Source organism: Oceanobacillus halophilus (genome assembly GCF_003628505.1).
GTDB classification, from domain to species: Bacteria; Bacillota; Bacilli; order Bacillales; family Amphibacillaceae; genus Oceanobacillus; species Oceanobacillus halophilus.
Window position 1 is genome coordinate 85,887 of the sequence record NZ_RBZP01000011.1, and the last position, 20,026, is coordinate 105,912.

The 20,026-nt window shown below is 37.0% G+C and carries 20 protein-coding genes, 2 rRNA genes, 1 pseudogene and 2 other annotated features; all 23 genes and pseudogenes read right to left on the reverse strand.

All coding sequences use genetic code 11. From position 1 onward, the window contains the following. Positions 1-127: 127 nt before the first annotated feature. Entirely contained in the window at positions 128-493 is a 366-nt protein-coding gene (gene rplL / locus D8M06_RS13325) for a 50S ribosomal protein L7/L12 (protein WP_121204897.1), read from the reverse strand. A 54-nt stretch (positions 494-547) separates the two neighbouring features. Further along, positions 548-1,048, reverse strand: a complete 501-nt coding sequence (rplJ, locus tag D8M06_RS13330; RefSeq protein ID WP_121204898.1) for a 50S ribosomal protein L10 — start codon at positions 1,046-1,048, stop codon at positions 548-550. A 69-nt stretch (positions 1,049-1,117) separates the two neighbouring features. Continuing rightward, positions 1,118-1,258 (reverse strand) — a sequence feature (ribosomal protein L10 leader region). Between the two features lie 50 nt (positions 1,259-1,308). After that, the gene (rplA, locus tag D8M06_RS13335; RefSeq protein ID WP_121204899.1) at positions 1,309-2,001 is read right to left on the reverse strand and encodes a 50S ribosomal protein L1; all 693 of its coding nucleotides are present in this window, start codon (positions 1,999-2,001) and stop codon (positions 1,309-1,311) included. A 165-nt stretch (positions 2,002-2,166) separates the two neighbouring features. Further along, positions 2,167-2,592 carry a 50S ribosomal protein L11 gene (gene rplK, locus D8M06_RS13340; RefSeq protein ID WP_147404977.1) on the reverse strand — a complete coding sequence of 142 codons (426 nt, stop codon included), beginning with the start codon at positions 2,590-2,592 and terminating at the stop codon, positions 2,167-2,169. A 158-nt stretch (positions 2,593-2,750) separates the two neighbouring features. Continuing rightward, on the reverse strand, positions 2,751-3,284 hold the full coding sequence (gene nusG / locus D8M06_RS13345; RefSeq protein ID WP_121204901.1) for a transcription termination/antitermination protein NusG: 534 nt from the start codon (positions 3,282-3,284) through the stop codon (positions 2,751-2,753). Between the two features lie 306 nt (positions 3,285-3,590). After that, complete coding sequence (gene secE / locus D8M06_RS13350) at positions 3,591-3,758, reverse strand: preprotein translocase subunit SecE (RefSeq protein WP_121204902.1); 168 nt, start codon at positions 3,756-3,758, stop codon at positions 3,591-3,593. 38 nt (positions 3,759-3,796) lie between these two features. Beyond that, positions 3,797-3,946, reverse strand: a complete 150-nt coding sequence (rpmG, locus tag D8M06_RS13355) for a 50S ribosomal protein L33 (RefSeq protein ID WP_121204903.1) — start codon at positions 3,944-3,946, stop codon at positions 3,797-3,799. Between the two features lie 83 nt (positions 3,947-4,029). Continuing rightward, a complete protein-coding gene (gene sigH / locus D8M06_RS13360; RefSeq protein ID WP_121204904.1) occupies positions 4,030-4,680 on the reverse strand; it encodes an RNA polymerase sporulation sigma factor SigH in 651 nt (216 codons plus the stop codon). Between the two features lie 172 nt (positions 4,681-4,852). Next, positions 4,853-5,362: an NYN domain-containing protein gene (locus D8M06_RS13365; protein WP_121204905.1), complete on the reverse strand. Its 510-nt coding sequence runs from the start codon at positions 5,360-5,362 to the stop codon at positions 4,853-4,855. Next, entirely contained in the window at positions 5,362-6,108 is a 747-nt protein-coding gene (gene rlmB / locus D8M06_RS13370; protein ID WP_121204906.1) for a 23S rRNA (guanosine(2251)-2'-O)-methyltransferase RlmB, read from the reverse strand. Before rlmB ends, D8M06_RS13365 begins: the two co-directional genes overlap by 1 nt. Before the next feature lies 1 nt (position 6,109). Further along, complete coding sequence (locus D8M06_RS13375; protein ID WP_121204907.1) at positions 6,110-6,508, reverse strand: Mini-ribonuclease 3; 399 nt, start codon at positions 6,506-6,508, stop codon at positions 6,110-6,112. A gap of 3 nt (positions 6,509-6,511) precedes the next feature. Then, on the reverse strand, positions 6,512-7,912 hold the full coding sequence (gene cysS, locus D8M06_RS13380) for a cysteine--tRNA ligase (protein WP_121204908.1): 1,401 nt from the start codon (positions 7,910-7,912) through the stop codon (positions 6,512-6,514). Continuing rightward, positions 7,912-8,634, reverse strand: a pseudogene (gene cysE / locus D8M06_RS13385) (serine O-acetyltransferase); the annotation flags it as partial. The gene cysS and the pseudogene cysE, both read right to left, overlap by 1 nt. 536 nt (positions 8,635-9,170) lie before the next feature. Further along, positions 9,171-9,387, reverse strand: a binding site (T-box leader). A 47-nt stretch (positions 9,388-9,434) separates the two neighbouring features. Next, the gene (gene gltX / locus D8M06_RS13390) at positions 9,435-10,904 is read right to left on the reverse strand and encodes a glutamate--tRNA ligase (RefSeq protein ID WP_121204910.1); all 1,470 of its coding nucleotides are present in this window, start codon (positions 10,902-10,904) and stop codon (positions 9,435-9,437) included. 146 nt (positions 10,905-11,050) lie between these two features. Beyond that, positions 11,051-12,142, reverse strand: a complete 1,092-nt coding sequence (locus D8M06_RS13395) for a PIN/TRAM domain-containing protein (protein ID WP_121204921.1) — start codon at positions 12,140-12,142, stop codon at positions 11,051-11,053. Positions 12,143-12,297: 155 nt separating this feature from the next. Beyond that, positions 12,298-13,671 carry a DNA repair protein RadA gene (gene radA, locus D8M06_RS13400; RefSeq protein ID WP_121204911.1) on the reverse strand — a complete coding sequence of 458 codons (1,374 nt, stop codon included), beginning with the start codon at positions 13,669-13,671 and terminating at the stop codon, positions 12,298-12,300. 185 nt (positions 13,672-13,856) lie between these two features. Continuing rightward, the gene (gene clpC / locus D8M06_RS13405) at positions 13,857-16,286 is read right to left on the reverse strand and encodes an ATP-dependent protease ATP-binding subunit ClpC (protein WP_121204912.1); all 2,430 of its coding nucleotides are present in this window, start codon (positions 16,284-16,286) and stop codon (positions 13,857-13,859) included. Between the two features lie 13 nt (positions 16,287-16,299). Then, a complete protein-coding gene (locus tag D8M06_RS13410; RefSeq protein ID WP_121204913.1) occupies positions 16,300-17,364 on the reverse strand; it encodes a protein-arginine kinase McsB in 1,065 nt (354 codons plus the stop codon). Then, positions 17,361-17,900, reverse strand: coding sequence for a protein-arginine kinase activator protein McsA (locus D8M06_RS13415; RefSeq protein WP_121204914.1), 540 nt, complete (start codon positions 17,898-17,900; stop codon positions 17,361-17,363). Before D8M06_RS13415 ends, D8M06_RS13410 begins: the two co-directional genes overlap by 4 nt. A 144-nt stretch (positions 17,901-18,044) precedes the next feature. Further along, positions 18,045-18,506, reverse strand: a complete 462-nt coding sequence (locus D8M06_RS13420) for a CtsR family transcriptional regulator (protein WP_121204915.1) — start codon at positions 18,504-18,506, stop codon at positions 18,045-18,047. Between the two features lie 186 nt (positions 18,507-18,692). Next, complete coding sequence (locus D8M06_RS13425) at positions 18,693-19,391, reverse strand: MgtC/SapB family protein (protein WP_121204916.1); 699 nt, start codon at positions 19,389-19,391, stop codon at positions 18,693-18,695. A gap of 355 nt (positions 19,392-19,746) precedes the next feature. Beyond that, positions 19,747-19,861: ribosomal RNA gene (gene rrf / locus D8M06_RS13430) — 5S ribosomal RNA — on the reverse strand. 66 nt (positions 19,862-19,927) lie between these two features. After that, positions 19,928-20,026, reverse strand: a 23S ribosomal RNA gene (locus D8M06_RS13435); the annotation flags it as partial.

A 20,026-nucleotide genomic window follows, 5' to 3' on the forward strand; every position in this document is an offset into this window, starting at 1 on the left:
TGTGTGTGTTCAAAAAACGACGAGATCGTTGTTTTAAACATATATGAAGAAAATATTCTTGGTAGTTGGTAGTTGAAAAGAGCTCTGCCGGAAACCGGCGAGCTCTTACATGAAAGATATAACCTAATTATTTAACTTCTACAGAAGCTCCAGCTTCTTCTAACTTACCTTTAACTTCTTCAGCTTCTTCTTTAGATACGCCTTCTTTAACTGCTTTAGGAGCGTTATCTACAAGGTCTTTAGCATCTTTTAAGCCAAGGCCAGTAATCTCACGCACTGCTTTAACAACTTTTATTTTAGAAGATCCAGCAGCTTCTAATACTACATCAAATTCAGTTTGTTCTTCAGCAGCTTCTCCACCTGCAGCTCCACCTGCAACCGCAACTGGCGCAGCAGCTGTTACTCCGAATTCTTCTTCAATTGCTTTAACTAAATCATTTAATTCTAAAACTGTCATTTCTTTAATTGCACTAATCATTTCTTCTTTAGTCATGATATTATTTCCTCCTAGTTTAAGTTTAATTTTTTATAATATATCTGGCCGTTCTTATGCGCCTTGTTCTTCTTTTTGTTCTGCAACAGCTTTAGTTGCATAAGCAAAGTTACGAATTGGTGCTTGTAATACGCTAAGCAACATAGATACCATGCCTTCGTAATTTGGTAGATCTGCAAGCTCTTTAATTTGATCAAGAGTAGCTGTCTTACCTTCGATTACGCCGCCTTTAAGTTCTAACGCTTCATGTTCCTTGCTGAAATTCTTAAGAATTCTTGCAGGTGCAACAGCATCATCATTACTGAAAGCCAACGCAGTTGGTCCAACTAAAGTATCGCTAAGGCCGTCTAATTCAGCAGCTTCAGCAGCACGACGAGCCATTGTATTTTTGTAAACTTTAAAATCTACACCAGCTTCGCGCAATTGTTTCCGTAGTTCTGTAACCTCACTTACGTCAAGTCCACGATAGTCAACAACAACAGTCGTTTGGCTATTACGGAATTTATCTGTAATTTCCTCTACTAATTGTTTCTTTTGCTCGATAACACTAGACATTCTTCCACCTCCTAGTTTTTTTGCATACCGTACGAGAAGTACCTTGGCACTATATTACCAGTTTAAAAGCCAGGCATAAAATAAGCTCCCACGCAGACATGGGAGCTTTATATTACAAACATAAATCATAAAATCAGTTTGCTCATAAAACCTCGGTAGGATGATTAAGCTTTACGCCCCTACTGTCTACGGTACAACATATTCATTTATTGCAACGAAAAGTAGTATATCAAATTGATGTCCAATTGTCAACACTGGTTTTAGCGGAAATTAGATACATCAACTTTGATTCCAGGTCCCATAGTAGAAGCAATAGAAACATTTTTAATATATGTTCCTTTAGCTGCTTGTGGTTTCACTTTAACAATTTGTTCTACTAAAGCATTAATGTTATCCACTAATTTTTCGTTGTCAAACGAAATTTTTCCAACTGGCACATGAATGTTCGCTGATTTATCTACACGATATTCAACTTTACCAGCTTTGATTTCTTTAATAGCTTTTTCAACATCAAATGTAACAGTTCCAGTTTTAGGGTTTGGCATTAGACCTTTAGGCCCTAACACCCGTCCTAACTTACCAACTTCGGCCATCATGTCCGGAGTCGCAACAATTACATCGAAGTCAAACCAACCTTGGTTAATCTTGTTAATATAGTCAGATTCACCAACAAAGTCTGCGCCAGCGGCTTCTGCTTCTTTCGCTTTCTCACCTTTAGCGAAAACTAATACGCGTTGTGTTTTACCAGTTCCGTGCGGCAACACCATTGCTCCACGAATTTGTTGATCAGCTTTCTTAGGGTCAACTCCTAAACGGAATGCAACCTCTACTGTTTCATCAAAATTCGCTTTAGCTGCTTCTTTAACTAATTCAACAGCTGATGGAATTTCATATGATTTATTACGGTCAACAAGCTTCACAGCTTCTTGATAATTTTTACCTCTTTTAGCCATTTTATTTCCTCCTCTATTGTGGTTATAACGGTAATACCTCCCACTTTTATAAAAGCACTATTGCTTTTATAAAGCATGTGATTAATCATCACACTCACGAAAAAGGTTGCGATTAATGGCAACATTTTCGCAACCTATACCGTATTTAAAATAAATCTATCGGAATTAGTCTTCGATAACAATTCCCATACTTCTTGCTGTACCTTCAACCATACGCATTGCTGATTCAACATCAGCCGCATTTAAGTCAGGCATTTTTGTTTCTGCGATTTCTTTTACTTGGTCGCGTTTTAATGTAGCGACTTTATTACGATTCGGCTCCCCTGATGCAGAGTCAATACCTGCTGCTTTCTTAAGCAACACTGCTGCTGGTGGAGTTTTAGTAATAAATGTAAATGAACGGTCTTCAAACACCGTAATTTCAACAGGAATAATCATACCCGCTTGGTCTTGTGTACGTGCATTAAATTCTTTACAGAATCCCATGATATTAACACCTGCTTGACCTAGAGCCGGCCCAACTGGTGGTGCTGGATTAGCTTTACCTGCAGGGATTTGCAATTTAACTACCTTAATTACTTTTTTAGCCACGAGACACACCTCCTTAAAGTCCGTGATGTGGTAATAGGGGTTCTATATATTCGCCCCTCCCACTCATGTTTAAGCACTCTGAACTAAGAGCGCGCAATAACATAGGAATTTTACCATGAACAAAAAAATATTGCAAGTTTTTGTCTTACATTTGCTAATTATAATTTCTCCACTTGTGAAAAGTCAAGTTCGACTGGCGTTTCTCTACCAAACATATTTACATGAACTTTAATTTTTTGTTTATCCACATCAATATTTTCAATTGATCCCGTGAAATCAGTGAATGGTCCTTCCTTCACTCTCACATTCTCTTTTAACTCAAAATCTACTTCGACCTTAGGTGCTTCTACACCCATTTGTTTCAATAGATTATCTACTTCTTCTGGTAATAATGGTGTTGGCTTCGACCCATGACCACTCGAACCAACGAAACCTGTCACACCAGGAGTGTTTCGAACTACATACCAGGAATCATCTGTCATAATCATTTCCGTTAGTACATACCCAGGGAAAAACTTCTTTTTCACTATTTTTTTCTTCCCATTTTTAATTTCTGTTTCCTCTTCTTCAGGTACAATGACACGGAAGATTTTATCTTCCATTCCCATTGTTTCTACGCGCTTTTCCAAATTCATTCTTACTTTGTTCTCATAACCGGAATACGTATGTACAACATACCATTTTTTCTCCATTAAATAGGGCTGCCAGCGCCCGTCCCTCCCTTAGAGTTGAGTATATTAAAAGCTAATCCAATTTCTTCTTTCCTTAGTCAAAAGGTTTGTACGTTTATTGCTAAATACTAGAATGCGATGTTGTACTAATGTACCGCTATGGATACATGTCGCACTCACTGTCAACGATGAAGTCCTAATAAACGTAAAGCACTTTTTAAGTAACTAAATTTATGCAATTTAAAAAACCCGTTACAACGGGTTTTCGCGTATTGGTATATTCATCTACATTATAGCATAATTATAACATAATTATTCAAATAACTATTATAACAAATTTAACCCTAAAGATATTAATTGATCAACAATCATAAAAAATATTGCCATAAAGACAACAGAAGTTATAACAATCACTGTATAGTTAGTCAATTCTTTTCCTTTTGGCCAACTAACCTTCTTCATTTCTTTTGAAACATTTTTCAAGAATTTAAACAAAGTTGTACCCCCCAACTCTACCAAATGCGCTGATTCATTTATTTTGTCTCGCGATGCAACGTATGTTTTCCACATATCTTGCAATATTTGCGTACTTCTAATCGAGTAGACTTTGTAGATACATTTTTATTAGTTGAATAGTTTCGACTTGAACATATTGCACACGCTAGAGTTACTTTCTGACTCATATTTTCACCCCGTATTCAGAGGTTTTTCTTATATAATGTAGCACGATATTGTATATTATGTCAATAAGCAATAGATTCCGCTTTCAAAGATTGATTCCCTTTGTTTCAAGTAATTGCTCTAATTTACGTTTCACTCGTTGGAGGGCATTGTCTATTGATTTGACGTGTCTTTTTAAATCGGCGGAAATTTCTTGGTATGTCCTGCCATCTAGATATAAATGAAGTACTTGCTTTTCTAAATCACTTAATAGCTCCGATAATTTTGACTCCATATCTCCCATTTTCTCTCTATTTACTAATAGCTCCTGTGGATCAATAGCTTTTGAACCGGCTATAACATCCAGTAATGTCCTGTCTGACTCTTCATCATATATGGGCTTGTCCAAGGAAACATATGAATTTAAGGGGATATGTTTTTGTCTTGTAGCTGTCTTAATTGCTGTTATTATTTGTCGAGTTATACATAATTCCGCAAACGCTTTAAAAGAAGTGAGCTTGTCCTCATCATAGTCACGAATTGCTTTATATAAACCAATCATACCTTCTTGAACAATATCTTCCTTATCCGCACCGATTAAGAAATATGTTCGTGCTTTTGCTCGTACAAAATTCTTATACTTTTGGATTAAATAATCAAGGGCATGACTGTTTCCTTGATGAATAAGGGCTAAAATTCCTTCATCATCAAGCAAACGTATGCTCTTTTGTTCTTCTTCTAAACGCTCGATATTCAAGAAGTAAGCCCCCTTCAACGACGCAGTGCACTTTAAAAGATATTATACATACCGTTTCGATAACCGTCAATACAACAAAGAGATGATTTTTAAAATATACGGAAAAAACAAATAATTCCACCAACCTATTAGAAGGGGGGGTGATTCACTTTCGGCAAAATGAAATTAGGTCCTAAATTTCCCCTCTTCTCATCTTTTCAAATTTCTCTAACGTTTCTTCATCTAGTTCTATCTTTGTATTTGGTTTAATTTGCTTATGATCTTCAATATTTTCGTTAATTTGTCTTTCTACATCTTTTAACTCAATATATAGCTCTCTTGCCGACTTACGTAACGCACCTTGCCCAAAGATTGTCCGCTGTTCTGCATAATCTGAGGTTGCAACATAAACCTGTGTTTTTACGTTCTTTAATTTCCTTACCAATTTCTCAATACATTCATCAGCCGTTTCCTTTTCCTTCGTGTAAATAATCTCAATATTATATTCTTCAAGTTTATTCTCAATTCCTCGTACATAGTATGCGTCAAAAACAACTATAACCCGATATCCTGAATAAGATTGGTATTCTGCCATTAATTCAATCAGCCGGTCACGAGCCTGGCCGATTTCCTTCTCTTTTAATCGCTGCAGTTCTTCCCATGCCCCAATAATGTTGTATCCATCTACTACAACAATAACCATTATCCATCACCCAGTGGATATCTTTTACGGTATACTTCATAAAGTAATAAACTGCATGCAACTGAGGCATTTAAAGATGAGACTTTTCCTTTCATTGGCAAACTTACTGTCCAATCACATTTTTTCTTTACTAACCGGCTTATTCCCTTACCTTCATTCCCAACAACAAGAGCTATAGGTAAAGTACCATCAAGTTTACGATAATCTTCAGTTGCTTCCGCTTCTGTTCCAACTACCCATACATTCTTGTCTTTTAGTTCATCAATCGTATTTGCTATATTTGTCACACGAGTAACTGGAATATGTTCAATCGCCCCAGCTGCTGTTTTGGCTACTGTTGCAGTAAGTCCCACAGAACGGCGTTTAGGTATAATTACACCATGAGCCCCTGTAGCATCTGCTGTTCGTAAAATTGAACCTAAATTATGCGGGTCTTCCAACTCGTCCAAAATGATAAAGAACGGATCTTCACCTTTTTCCAATGCACGCTGAAATAAATCATCCAATGTTGAATATTGATAGGATGCGACATATGCAATAACTCCTTGATGATTTCCAGATGTAAGTTGATCTAACTTTGATTTAGGGACTTTTTGAACAATAGTGCCCGATTGCTTAGATAGTTGATTAAGCTTCCCTAATGTATTGGTGTTCAATTGTTCAGTTACCAATACTTTATTTACTGATCTGCCAGACTTTAATGCTTCTATCACAGGGTTTTTACCCATAATAATCTCTTGATCCATTTCATTCACTCCTTTCTTCGATGTGTTTAACAGCTTCTCGCAGCAATTCCGAAAGCCTGTGTTCATTGTTTGATAGATAGAGATAACCAATTAAAGCTTCAAACGCAGTACTATATCGGTAAGTCTGAACACTAATATTTTTCGGAGTGGAGCCGGACTTTGCATTTCTTCCTCTAGCAACAATCCGCTCCTCTTCATTATTCAATATTCCTCTATCCAACCAATTACGAATCACCGTGGCTTGTGCTTTACCCGAAACAAATGAAATGGCTTTTTTATGCAAATCATTAGGTTTTATTTGCCCACTCTTTAGTAAATGTTCTCTAATATACACTTCATAAATAGCATCTCCCATATAGGCGAGACTTAAGCTTTTCATTTGCTTAACATCCAATTTCATTTTCTATCCTCTTTTCCAGCGCACTCCTTGTGGTGTATCTTCTAAAATGATTCCCTGCTCTTTAAGCATATCTCTTATTTCATCAGCACGCGAGAAATTTCGACTCTTTCTCGCTTCATTCCTCTCTTCAATCAATGTTTCAATTTCCTCATCTAATAAATTCTTTTCTGCTTTAATAGTAATACCCAAGACCTCAATTAATGATTGTATTGCTTCTTGAAAAGTCTCTATTACACTTGTTGAAGTTTGCTTTTGTTGTAGGTATACATTTGCTTCTTTTGCTAGATCAAAAATAACTGAAATGGCATTTGCCGTATTAAAATCATCATCCATCTCTTGTTCAAACCTGTTTTTACTTTCATTAATCTTTTGTAGCCAAACCGTCTCATCTTCTACAAGATTTAAACTGTTTTCTTTTCTATGTTCTAAGTTTTGATAGGCTGTTCTAATGCGATCCAGACTATTTTTAGCACTCTGCAACAACTCTTCCGTAAAGTTGATAGGATTGCGATAATGAACACTTAGCATAAAAAATCTTAAGGTTTGCGGGTCATGATTTGCTATTAAATCTCTTGTTAAGACAAAATTCCCTAGAGATTTGGACATTTTTTCATTGTCTATATTAATATACCCATTATGCATCCAATAGTTAGCAAAAGTTTTACCTGTCATCGCCTCTGATTGAGCAATCTCGTTTTCATGATGGGGGAAAGTTAAATCTTGCCCTCCTGCATGAATATCGATCGTATCACCGAGGTATTTTTTCACCATTGTTGAACATTCAATATGCCAACCCGGACGGCCTTTACCCCATGGTGAATCCCAGGATATTTCTCCCTCTTTCGCCTGTTTCCATAAAGCAAAGTCTAGCGGGTCTTCCTTTTTCTCCCCCACCTGTATTCTAGCCCCCGAGCGTAATTCATCAATGGATTGGTGCGATAACTTCCCATACCCATCAAATGCACGAGGTTTAAAATATACATCTCCATCCGCTTCATAGGCGTATCCTTTTTGTATTAGTACATCTATAAAATTGATAATATCATCCATAGTATCCATGACCCTTGGATTATGAGTTGCTTCTTTAACCCCTAATGCTTCAACATCCTCTAAATATGCCTGAATAAATTTATTTGCTATAGTTGGGACTTCTTCCCCAAGTTCATTAGCTGCTTTGATTATCTTATCATCTACATCTGTAAAGTTTAAAACGTAGTCCACTTTATACCCTTTGTATTCAAAATATCTTCTTACTGTATCAAAAACAATTGCAGGACGAGCATTTCCAATATGGATAAAGTTATATACGGTAGGTCCGCATACATACATACTAACTTTTCCTTCCTCAATTGGTTTAAAAACCTCTTTATTGTGAGTCAGAGTATTATAAATCCTAATAGTCATTATTTTGTACTCCCTTCCTTCATTTTCTCGATTTCCTCTTTTAAATCTTCTATTTCTTTTTGCATTTGTAGAAAACGTTCAGCGACAGGATCGGGCAACTTGTGATGATCTAAATCTCTTCTTACTTTTTGACCATTTCGCACAACGATTTTTCCTGGCACACCTACTACCGTACAGTTATCAGGAACATCTTTCACAACCACAGCACCACCGCCAACTTTAGAGTTCTTGCCGATAGTAATAGAACCCAGGACCTTTGCACCAGTGGAAACTAACGCATTATCCATGATAGTCGGATGACGTTTCCCTTTTTCATTTCCGGTTCCACCCAGGGTAACTCCCTGGAAGATGGTTACGTTATCTCCTATTTCACATGTTTCCCCAATAACTACGCCCATGCCATGGTCTATAAAAAAGCGTCTGCCTATTTTTGCTCCAGGGTGTATTTCGATTCCTGTAAGAAATCTACTTATTTGCGATATTACCCTGGCAATGAAAAATAATTTCTTTTTATAAAAAGCGTGAGCTACTCGATGCCACCAAATAGCATGTAAGCCAGAATAAGTTAAAAATACTTCGAAATAGGTTCTTGCCGCTGGATCTTGTTCAAAAACGACATCCATATCTTCTTTCATACGCTTAAATATCCCCATATCAACGCCTCCCCTTTTGTCGATTAGCGTCCGTAGAAATAACGCCATCTTATATTTGGATTTTCTTAATCTATTTACTAAAACTTAAAAGGCTATTTTTTAAATAATTGTTGTTTCTGTCACTAAATATTATAGACTGCGAATTACTTTAATTCAGAATACTGCGTGATAACCGCTACGGAAAATACACTCCGCTTTCCGCGGGGAGCTGGTGAGCCTCCTTCGTGCTAACGCACTACGTAGTCTCACCGATGCTCTTCTTCCCGCAGGAGTCTCCGTGTATTTCCTTCGCTAATTTAGTGCTTTTTAACTTCCAAGCATGTTATAAAGACCCTATAGATATAACTACCACTATTAAGCAGGTTGATTGTAGCGGAGGGCAGTCGACTCCTGCGGGAAGATAGGCCTAGATGAGACCCCGGAGTGCGATAGCACGAGGAGGCTCATCAGCCGCCCTAAGGTGCGCGACTGCCCGGAGCGGAAATCAACAATGCACCTTATTTCATATTTATTCTTAATTAAATATATCAACAATTTCTATCAACTGCGATGTATCAAGATACTTAAGATAGGACCTCAAAAAAAGCGCCTCTGTGCAATGAATACACAGAGACGCTTTTAGCGCGGTCCCACTCTGTTTGGAGATTGCTCTCCCAACTTAATCTCTAATAACGGTAGAGTACAACCGCTGTTATGTACTCCGTCTTTCCATAACAGACTCCAAGGGGCACTTCAATAACAACGCTTAGAATCACTTCCAGCCCAGGTGATTCTCTCTGTGTAAGCTAATTGCTCTTTACTTTCCCTTTTCAACGTTCATCTATTTATTTATAAAATATCATATTACAAACAGCCTAAAATGTGAATTATTAAGCTCCTAGCCTTTTTAGAATTTTATCTAATCTAGTTACAACTAAGTCCTTGCCAAGTAATTCAATTGCCATTGGCAACTCTGGCCCATGCATTTGCCCTGTAGTCGCTACTCGGATTGGCATGAATAGTTTCTTACCTCTATGTCCCGTTTCCTTTTGAGTAGCTTTAATTTGCGCTTTGATGGAATCCTTCGTAAAATCGTCTAAATGAATTAATTTATCCACAAAAACTTGAAGCACCTCTGGTACTTGCTCACCCGCTAATACCTCATTAGAAGCTTCATCCAGTGTTAACTCTTCTTTAAAGAATAACTCTGTTAATTCCACAATCTCTTGTCCATAACGCAACTGCTCACGGTATAATTCAATGACATTTTCTGCCCATTTGCGTTTGTTTTCATCCATATCTTCCGGCAATCTACCCGCCTCAATCAAATAAGGCATTGCAAGGTTAATTACATCGTTTAGTTCGATCGATTTAATATATTCGTTATTCATCCATTTTAGTTTTTGTTGGTCAAAAATCGCTGCAGAAGTGGAAAGACGTTCAGGATCAAAAATATTAATCAACGTCTCTTTATCAAAAATCTCTTCTTCTCCAACTGGCGACCAACCAAGTAAAGAAATAAAGTTAAATAACGCTTCTGGAAGATATCCTAGATTTTTATATTGCTCAATAAATTGAAGAATATGATTATCACGTTTGCTAAGCTTCTTACGTTCTTCATTCAGAATTAATGTCATATGTCCAAACTTAGGTGATTCCCAACCAAATGTATCATAAATCATCATTTGCTTAGGAGTATTAGATATATGCTCTTCCCCACGAAGCACATGAGAAATACCCATTAGATGGTCATCAATGGCCACTGCAAAGTTGTAGGTTGGAATACCATTTTTCTTCACAATAACCCAATCACCAAAGTCACTCGATTCAAATGTAATATCTCCCCGAACAATATCCATGAAAGTATATGTCTTTCCTTCAGGTACACGGAAGCGAATACTTGGTTTACGACCTTCTTCCTCATAAGCCTGGCATTGCTCAGCAGTTAAATCACGGTGTGCACCAGAGTATTTTGGTACTTGTCCTTTTGCACGTTGTTCTTCTCTTTCCGCTTCCAGTTCTTCCTCTGTCATATAGCACTTATATGCTAATCCCTTTTCTAGTAATTCATCCACATATTTTTGATATATATCGAGGCGTTCTGTTTGACGGTATGGGCCGTATTCTCCACCAATATCTGCGCCTTCATCCCATTCAATTCCAAGCCATTTCAAGTATTTTAACTGGCTTTCTTCGCCGCCTTCTACGTTTCGCTTCTCATCCGTATCTTCAATACGAATAATAAATTTTCCATCAAAATGTTTTGCATATAAATAATTAAAAAGTGCTGTTCTTGCATTTCCAATATGTAAGTGCCCAGTTGGACTTGGCGCGTATCTTACGCGAACCTCATTAGCCATGTGCTACTTTCCCCTTTCTCTTGTCTATAGTAAAACTACAGAAAATAAGTTCATGTATATATGAATATAATCGTATCATTATAAAAAGGAAAGTGATAACAAATCCTGTTATCACCTTTTACTCTACCTTATAAGTTATACCCTTTTTATAATGCTTTTTCAAGTAATTTTGGCTTGGCAAAAATCATTCGACCAGCAGATGTTTGCAAGACACTGGTAATTAGTACCTCAATCGTTTTACCAATATAATCTTTTCCTTCCTCAACAACAATCATTGTTCCATCGTCCAAATATGCCACACCTTGATTATGTTCTTTACCATCTTTAATCACTTGTACAACAAGTTCTTCTCCTGGTAAAACAACCGGTTTAACCGCATTCGCCAAATCATTAATATTAAGGACATTGACTCCTTGCAGATCACAAACTTTATTTAAATTGAAATCATTAGTCACAATAACCCCATCGATTACTTTAGCGAGTTTGATTAATTTACTATCTACTTCAGAAATATCTTCAAAATCACCTTCATATATCTCTACATTTACAGGCAATTCCTTTTGAATTCGATTTAATACATCTAAACCCCGACGACCACGATTTCGTTTTAAAGCATCAGAAGAATCAGCAATATGTTGTAATTCACCAAGAACAAATTGTGGAATAACAATTGTTCCTTCCAAGAAATTTGTCTGACAGATATCTGCTATTCTTCCATCAATAATAACACTCGTATCTAATATTTTCACTCTAGGTTCGTTTGTCTCTGCATCTTCTTCATCAACAGCTCTTCTTTTATCCTTTTTCGACGTTTTCAACAAGTTAACAAATTCATCCCTACGTTTAAAGCCAACTTGAAACCCGAAATATCCTAGTAAAATCATAATAAAGAGCGGCAAGACTTGAGAAATAACCTCAATATTGATATCTTGTAATGGCTGTGTGATAAAGTATGCAATGATTAGACCGATGATTAATCCTAAACTACCAAAAAATAAGTCTACTGCCGGAACCTTAATAAGTGCATCTTCTATCCACCTTAAAAAGTTAACAATATATCCAGCTACCCAGTAGGAAATTAGAAAGAATATGATAGCACCTAAAACCATGCCTAAATACGGGGATGTAACCCAACTAATATCTGTCAAATCTAATAAATGAATGATATCGGGAACATATAAATAACCGACTGTACCACCAAGAACTACAAAAAATAGATTGACAATGATTTTTAACAACATTTTCACCTCCTATTGTTTATTATTGCCGGTAATACAATAAATAATCCTAATAATTGCAAAAAGCCTATAATAACAATTAAATCATAGCACACACATTTTGAACATTCAATTTTGAAAAGTTTAAATTTTATAATAAAATGGCTTTATTTTAATTACTGCTCTACACTTGTTTCTAAAGCTTCTTGTACAGTGCGAACACCTATAACCTCGATACTGGTTGGAGGTGTCCATCCATCGAGATTGTTTTCCGGACAAATAACTCGCTTAAACCCAAGTTTAGCCGCTTCTTGTACACGTTGCTCAATACGAGATACACGTCTAATTTCACCAGTCAGTCCTACTTCTCCTATAAAGATATCATCTGGCTTTGTAGGTCTATCACGAAAGCTTGAAGCAATACTTACTGCAATGGCTAAATCTATAGCTGGCTCATCTAATTTAACACCACCAGCCACTTTAATATAGGCATCCTGGTTTTGCAGCATTAAGCCAACGCGCTTTTCTAAAACTGCCATAAGTAAAGGTACTCGGTTATGGTCTATGCCTGTAGCCATTCTACGAGGATTTCCAAAGCTTGATGGAGATATTAATGCCTGAATTTCTACTAGTACTGGTCTTGTTCCTTCCATGGAAGCTACAACAGTTGAACCTGCTGTCCCTTGTGACCTCTCTTCCAGGAAAATTTCAGATGGATTCATTACTTCTCTAAGACCTTCTTCTTTCATTTCAAATATACCCATTTCATTCGTAGACCCAAAGCGGTTTTTCACACCACGAAGTATCCGAAATGTATGATGTCTTTCCCCTTCAAAATATAGAACAGCATCCACCATATGTTCTAGCATTCTAGGACCTGCAATAGCCCCTTCTTTTGTTACATGACCAACAATAAATATTGGTATATTATTAGTTTTAGCAAGTCGCATTAATTCACTTGTACATTCTCGAACTTGCGATACACTACCAGGTGCACTTGTCACCTCTTCTTTAAAGATAGTTTGAATGGAATCAATAACAACAAATGCCGGCTTAATCTTTTCCACTTGGTTGGAGATATCAAATAAGTTGGTTTCAGATAATACATACAACAGATCCGAACGTATTCCTAAACGGTCAGCTCTAAGCTTTGTCTGACGGGTAGATTCTTCACCCGAAATATAAAGAACAGGTAGCTGCTTATCAGCTAATTGTGCAGACACTTGTAGTAATAAGGTTGATTTCCCTATTCCAGGGTCCCCACCAATTAAAACAAGCGACCCCATTACAATCCCACCGCCCAAGACGCGATTTAATTCTTTCATGGAGGTAGTAATTCTTGGTTCCTCCTGAGACTCAATCGCTGTAATACTCTCAGGTTTACTTGCACCTTTTGAGACTCCACTAAATATATGTTGCCCTCTTTTACTTGATGCCTCTATTTCTTCTACTAATGTATTCCAGTTATTACATCCAGGGCATTTCCCCATCCACTTAGCAGATTCATATCCGCATTCCTGACATACAAACTTTGTCTTTCGCTTTGCCAAACCACTTCTTTCCCTTCTCTATCTATTGTAACTTATTTTATGTCATATTAGGTTACAGCTTCCTATCAATTTTGGAAATTTATTTCCGTATTTTTGCCACAAAACGCAGTACACTACTAGATGAAGGAAAAGCTAGAAGAAAAAATCCTTCTAGCTTCCTAAAACCAAAGTAACCATATAAATTCTTATGAAAGGATAATAAACTCTCCTTTATTATTTAAACCTATTTTTACCTTTTGACCTTTTTCCACGGTTCCTCTTAGCAGCTCTTCAGATAATAGGTCCTCGATGTTTTTCTGGATAGATCTTCTAAGTGGCCTTGCACCATATTCTGGATCAAACCCTTCATTTGCGATTTTCTCAATGGCTTTATCGGTTAAGGTAAACTCAATTTCCATGTCTTTCAGGCGACGCTGTAACTGTTCAACCATCAGTATTACAATATCTTTCATATGTTTCTTCTCTAAGGAGTGGAATACGATAGTTTCATCAATACGGTTTAAGAATTCAGGACGAAATACTTTTTTCAGTTCATTCAATACTTTGGATTTCATATCCTTGTAATCTTGTTGTTCATCATCCAAGGTAAAACCAACGTATTTATTTCGTTTCAACTCACTTGCTCCAACATTTGATGTCATAATAATGATGGTGTTTCTAAAGTCAACAACACGCCCTTTAGAATCCGTTAAACGTCCATCTTCTAATACTTGCAATAATATATTAAAGACTTCTGGATGGGCTTTTTCTACTTCGTCAAGCAATACAACAGAATATGGTTTCCTACGTACTTTTTCTGTTAGCTGTCCACCTTCATCATAGCCAACATATCCTGGTGGGGAACCAACCAGACGAGAAGTCGCATGTCTTTCCATGTATTCCGACATGTCGATACGAATCATTGCATCTTCATCTGCAAACATAACCTCTGCCAATGCTCTAGCAAGCTCTGTTTTACCTACGCCTGTTGGCCCTAAGAAAATGAACGAACCTATTGGACGTTTAGGGTCTTTTAACCCGGCACGCGCTCTTCGTATTGCCTTCGATATAGCAACAACTGCCTCATCTTGTCCAATTACACGATCATGTAACGTTTTTTCCATATTAAGCAAACGGTCGCTTTCATCTTTTGTTAATTTCGAAACAGGAACACCAGTCCAGTTTGATACCACACTAGCAATATCCTCTATCGTTACTTCAGAGTCCATCTGCCCTTGCTTTTCTTTCCATTCACTTTTTGTTTTTTCTAATTCCTCACGATACCTTTGTTCAGAATCACGTAGAGATGCTGCTTTTTCAAATTCCTGACTTTGAACGGCGGCATCTTTTTCTTTCCGTACTTCCTCTAACTTCTGTTCCAAATCTTTTAAATTTGGTGGAATAGTATAGGAGCGTAAACGTACTTTAGATCCTGCCTCGTCAATTAGATCGATTGCTTTATCCGGTAGAAAGCGATCCGTGATATATCGGTCTGATAGAGTTGCTGCGGCTTCAATTGCTTCATCTGTAATGGTGACACGATGATGCGCCTCATATCGGTCACGTAACCCATCTAAAATTTGTACCGTTTCTTCCACAGTTGGTTGGTCCACCTGTATTGGTTGGAATCTTCGTTCTAAAGCAGCATCTTTTTCAATATATTTACGATACTCATCTAGAGTAGTTGCCCCGATACATTGTAACTCACCTCGTGCAAGAGATGGTTTTAAAATATTCGATGCATCAATCGCTCCTTCTGCACCACCTGCACCTATTAGTGTGTGGAGTTCATCAATAAAGAGAATAATATTGCTGGCCTGACGAATTTCTTCCATTACCTTTTTCAAACGATCTTCAAACTCACCACGGTATTTGGTCCCAGCAACTACCGTCCCCATATCAAGCGTCATAACACGTTTATCTCGAAGTGTTTCAGGGACTTCATTATCAACTATTTGTTGTGCTAATCCTTCAGCTACTGCTGTTTTACCTACACCAGGCTCACCAATTAAGACTGGGTTATTTTTCGTTCTTCTGCTAAGTACTTGTATCACTCGTTCAATTTCTTTAGATCTTCCAATAACTGGATCAATTTTTGCATCCCTGGCACTTTGTGTTAAATCTCTAGCAAGGGAATCAAGTGTTGGAGTGTTAGCACTAGATTGCTGTGCACCTCTTCCTTGACGGCCTGCTTGAGATTCATTACTACCTAAAAGCTGAAGCACTTGTTGTCTTGCCTTATTTAAACTAACACCAAGGTTATTAAGTACTCGGGCTGCTACACCTTCCCCTTCACGTATAAGGCCTAGAAGAATGTGTTCTGTACCCACATAAGAATGTCCCAATTTTCTAGCTTCATCTTGAGATAATTCTACTACTTTTTTAGCACGTGGTGTATAGTGGATAGATTGCATAGGCTGTTTGCCAACACCGATTAGTTTTTCTACTTCTTCTTGAATTTGACTGATTTCTAAGCCCAATGATTGTAAAGCTTTTGCTGCAATTCCTTCTCCTTCTCGAACAAGCCCTAAAAGAATATGCTCTGTGCCAATATTATTATGACCCAGTCGTACGGCTTCTTCCTGGCTTAACGCCAATACTTTCTGCGCTCTCTCTGTAAATCGTCCAAACATCATAATGGCTTCCCTCCTATTTCTCTAACTGTAGTCTCTCTCTGATGAGTGATGCCCTGAGTACATCACGTTCTTTTGGTGTTAGTGTTTTCTTTGCATAATGTTGCAGAAATCCTGGCTGAATAAGTACTAATAATTCATTAAGTATATTCCTTGATGTATTTTTTATGATACCTAAATCTATTCCTAATCGCACGTTTGATATGCAATTGGATGCCTCTTTTGATTCAATAATACGGCTGTATGCCAGCACTCCATAAGACCTATAAATGCGGTCTTCCAGAGCTGTGGATGATTCCTCTTTAATCATGTTACGCGCATTACGCTCATGTTCGATTAACTGATTGACTACACTTTCGAGGTCTTCCACAATATCTACTTCTGATTTCCCTAGTGTAATTTGGTTAGATATTTGAAAAATATTACCTAAAGCTTCACTGCCTTCACCATAGATCCCTCTAACTACTAAGCCCAATTGATTAATGGCAGGCATCATTCGGTTTATCTGGCGTGTCATTACAAGGGCAGGCAAGTGCATCATGACAGAGGCTCTCATACCAGTACCAACATTCGTTGGACATGTAGTTAAATAACCTCTTATTTCATCGAATGCATAATCTACTTTTTCCTCCAGCCAATCATCTACTTCGAAAGCCTTATCCAGCGTTTGCCTTAATTGCAGACCTGGCAGATATAATTGTATGCGAAGATGGTCTTCTTCATTGACCATGATGGAAACTTGTTCATTCTCAGAGATCAAAGCCGCAGATTCTTTGGTATGTTTTGTTAAGTGTGGACTAATTAAATGTTTCTCTACCAACACTCGCTTCTCTATTGATGAAAGATCATGAATTGGAATAAATTCAAACGCTTGGTATTGATCAAATGATTTATTTGCATACTCTTTCTGAAAAAAACGCTGAACATCAGCTAATTTTTCTTCTGCTGCTAAAATAGGGTAAGGAATATTCGCTATATTTCTCGCTAAACGAATACGACTGCTTAATACGATATCACTATCTGGCCCTTCTTCACGCATCCAGGGACTAATGGCATCATTCATAAAATGTTCCAATGTCATGCGTTATCACCTTCCTCCAGGTGATTCAATCTTTTCTCCAACGCTTTGATCTTATCTCTAACTTCCGCAGCCTCTTCAAAAGCTTCTTTTTCAATTAGATGCTGTAATTCTTCTTTAAAGTTTTGAAGTCGTCGTTTCATTTGCAAATCATCGCCAGCACGTTTTGGGATTTTTCCAGAGTGCTTCGTATTCCCTGCATGAACCCGACGAAAGATAGGATCTAATTTCTCAGAGAAAGTTTCGTAACAATGTGCACATCCAAATTTACCTACTTGTTTAAATTTAGAGAAAGTCATCCCACACTGTGTGCACTGTAATTCTTTTACTTGCTGAAAGGTATGGTTTTCCATTTTAGATGTATCAAAATTAAATAAACCGGTTAATAAGTTATGAAGGGAATATCCTTCTTCTGGATAGTTAATATAGCCTTTTTCCTTTGCACAAACTTCACATACGCGTATTTCTGTCTTTTTACCATTAATTACTTGTGTAAAATGAAGTGTAGCTGGACGCTCATGGCATTCTTCACATTCCATTTACAATTCCCCCTTTTACTACATAGTAGATAACCTGCCTAACCCTATGCCTTTTAGACAATAGCCTAGATAGTCATGTACAGGAGGGAAGTTAATCCCTTTCAATCTGTGTACAAGTAATTCCCTTAGAAAAGTAGAATTAAACTAGAGATATTTTAATTGTGATAACATTGCAGTTAATACTCTTGCACGAACTTCATCTCGTAACGGTAAGTTAAATGCTAAAGTGTTACGTTCTACAGCACTTAGCATAATTTTCGCCTCACGTTTTGTAATAATTTTCTCTTCTAATAATCTTTCTAATACGTCAGTGGCAGACCTCTGTGATATGGTGGGGTTAATCATCTCAATAATTTCATCAATCAGTTCAGATTTATCTTTATGTTTAACTCTCATGATACGAATATATCCACCACCACCACGTTTACTCTCAACAATGTACCCTTTTTCTAAAGTAAAACGAGTGTTTATGACGTAATTAATTTGCGATGGGACACATTGAAAACGATTGGCAATTTCACTTCGTTTAATTTCAATAGTATTTTGTCCTTTTGCCTGTAATACTTTTTTTAAATACTCTTCAATGATATCTGAAATATTACTCATCTGACCATCCCCTCTTGCCTGCTGTGTGCCAGTCCACTGTTCTTATATTTGACTTTGACTATCTTTGACTATACTTTTATTATACGCCAATACGCAAGAGATGCAAATACCTTTTATTCATTTTAGACAAAAATACCAGAATCAAAACCTCATACTTGTGTATATATGGAAGGTTTTCCCTAATACTCAATTCTTTAAATCAGAGATATAATTAACGCCTTCCATTTTTGAAAGTTCATCAAACAACTCAGCTGTCCGAAAGTTACGGTCTGGACCAACCTTCACATGAATAGTGCGTAAGTTACCATCCATTTTTGATACTTCAACATTTCTTATTTTCACTTCATATTCTTCCAATAAAGCTGCAATATGAAAGACTTTGACATCATTAGTTACCCTCAATTCAATGTCATAAAATGATCTTACTTTAGGAAATATTTTCTCAAAACTATTTAGGACTGCTAAGCTAACTAATATAATTAACGTTGCGAGTACAGCAGCACTATACATACCTATACCAACGATTAGCCCAAGCCCGGCAACGGTCCAAATGGATGCAGCAGTTGTTAACCCTCGTATAGTTCCACCATAAACAATAATAGTTCCTGCTCCTAAAAACCCTATGCCACTGATAACATAAGATGGAATACGTGCTGGATCAAATCGTACATTATCATAACTATCCATAAACGAAACAAATCCATAGATAGACATTAACATCATTAAGCATGATCCCACTCCAACCAATATATGTGTACGAAATCCTGCTGAGTGATTATTCATCTCCCTTTCAAATCCAATGATTCCAGATAAAGCTAGAGCAATTAATAGTCTTGTAGCGATGACAGAAAAATCACTACCTAAATATTGATCGATATACTCCATAGTTCCACACTCCAACCCATAATTGATAACAATAATAAATATAAGTATTCATTTTATAAAATTATGCTGTCTTTTAATAATTCATGATAAAATACAAAATCATCAATTATCTTATCTTTATAATAAAACGAATTGAACTAGATTGAAATAGAATTCATTGTATTATTTGCGAATAAACGGCAATAATGTTAATTGTAACAACTTAGTATACAGTTAAGAAACTATTTTTAAGGCCGTTAGGTTATTCGTTTTAATATTTGAATATTCTACGTGGGAGATAGAGCATAAACGGCCATTCATATGGATATGTCGAATAAAAAAGCCTAAGATTGTATCAATCTTAGGCTTTTTCTTTGCCTAGCGGCGTCCTACTCTCGCAGGGGGAATCCCCAACTACCATCGGCGCTGGAGAGCTTAACTTCTGTGTTCGGCATGGGAACAGGTGTGACCTCTCCGCTATCGCTACTAGACATTTATTTTATTAGGCTTGTACCCTAAAAACTAAATAAGAGTAAATCTAAGACATCTTGAAGAAGTTAGTTAAGTCCTCGATCGATTAGTATTCGTCAGCTCCACGTGTCACCACGCTTCCACCTCGAACCTATCAACCTCATCGTCTCTGAGGGATCTTACTC

Excerpts from the sequence above, each read along its gene's own strand:
- rplL (WP_121204897.1), bottom strand. The coding sequence starts at position 493 with ATGACTAAAGAAGAAATGATTAGTGCAATTAAAGAAATGACAGTTTTA.
- rplJ (WP_121204898.1), bottom strand. The coding sequence starts at position 1,048 with ATGTCTAGTGTTATCGAGCAAAAGAAACAATTAGTAGAGGAAATTACA.
- rplA (WP_121204899.1), bottom strand. The coding sequence starts at position 2,001 with ATGGCTAAAAGAGGTAAAAATTATCAAGAAGCTGTGAAGCTTGTTGAC.
- nusG (WP_121204901.1), bottom strand. The coding sequence starts at position 3,284 with ATGGAGAAAAAATGGTATGTTGTACATACGTATTCCGGTTATGAGAAC.
- rpmG (WP_121204903.1), bottom strand. The coding sequence starts at position 3,946 with ATGAGTCAGAAAGTAACTCTAGCGTGTGCAATATGTTCAAGTCGAAAC.
- D8M06_RS13365 (WP_121204905.1), bottom strand. The coding sequence starts at position 5,362 with ATGGTTATTGTTGTAGTAGATGGATACAACATTATTGGGGCATGGGAA.
- rlmB (WP_121204906.1), bottom strand. The coding sequence starts at position 6,108 with ATGGATCAAGAGATTATTATGGGTAAAAACCCTGTGATAGAAGCATTA.
- D8M06_RS13375 (WP_121204907.1), bottom strand. The coding sequence starts at position 6,508 with ATGAAATTGGATGTTAAGCAAATGAAAAGCTTAAGTCTCGCCTATATG.
- cysS (WP_121204908.1), bottom strand. The coding sequence starts at position 7,912 with ATGACTATTAGGATTTATAATACTCTGACTCACAATAAAGAGGTTTTT.
- gltX (WP_121204910.1), bottom strand. The coding sequence starts at position 10,904 with ATGGCTAATGAGGTTCGCGTAAGATACGCGCCAAGTCCAACTGGGCAC.
- clpC (WP_121204912.1), bottom strand. The coding sequence starts at position 16,286 with ATGATGTTTGGACGATTTACAGAGAGAGCGCAGAAAGTATTGGCGTTA.
- D8M06_RS13410 (WP_121204913.1), bottom strand. The coding sequence starts at position 17,364 with ATGACATTGGAACATTTTATGAATGATGCCATTAGTCCCTGGATGCGT.
- D8M06_RS13415 (WP_121204914.1), bottom strand. The coding sequence starts at position 17,900 with ATGGAATGTGAAGAATGCCATGAGCGTCCAGCTACACTTCATTTTACA.
- D8M06_RS13420 (WP_121204915.1), bottom strand. The coding sequence starts at position 18,506 with ATGAGTAATATTTCAGATATCATTGAAGAGTATTTAAAAAAAGTATTA.
- D8M06_RS13425 (WP_121204916.1), bottom strand. The coding sequence starts at position 19,391 with ATGGAGTATATCGATCAATATTTAGGTAGTGATTTTTCTGTCATCGCT.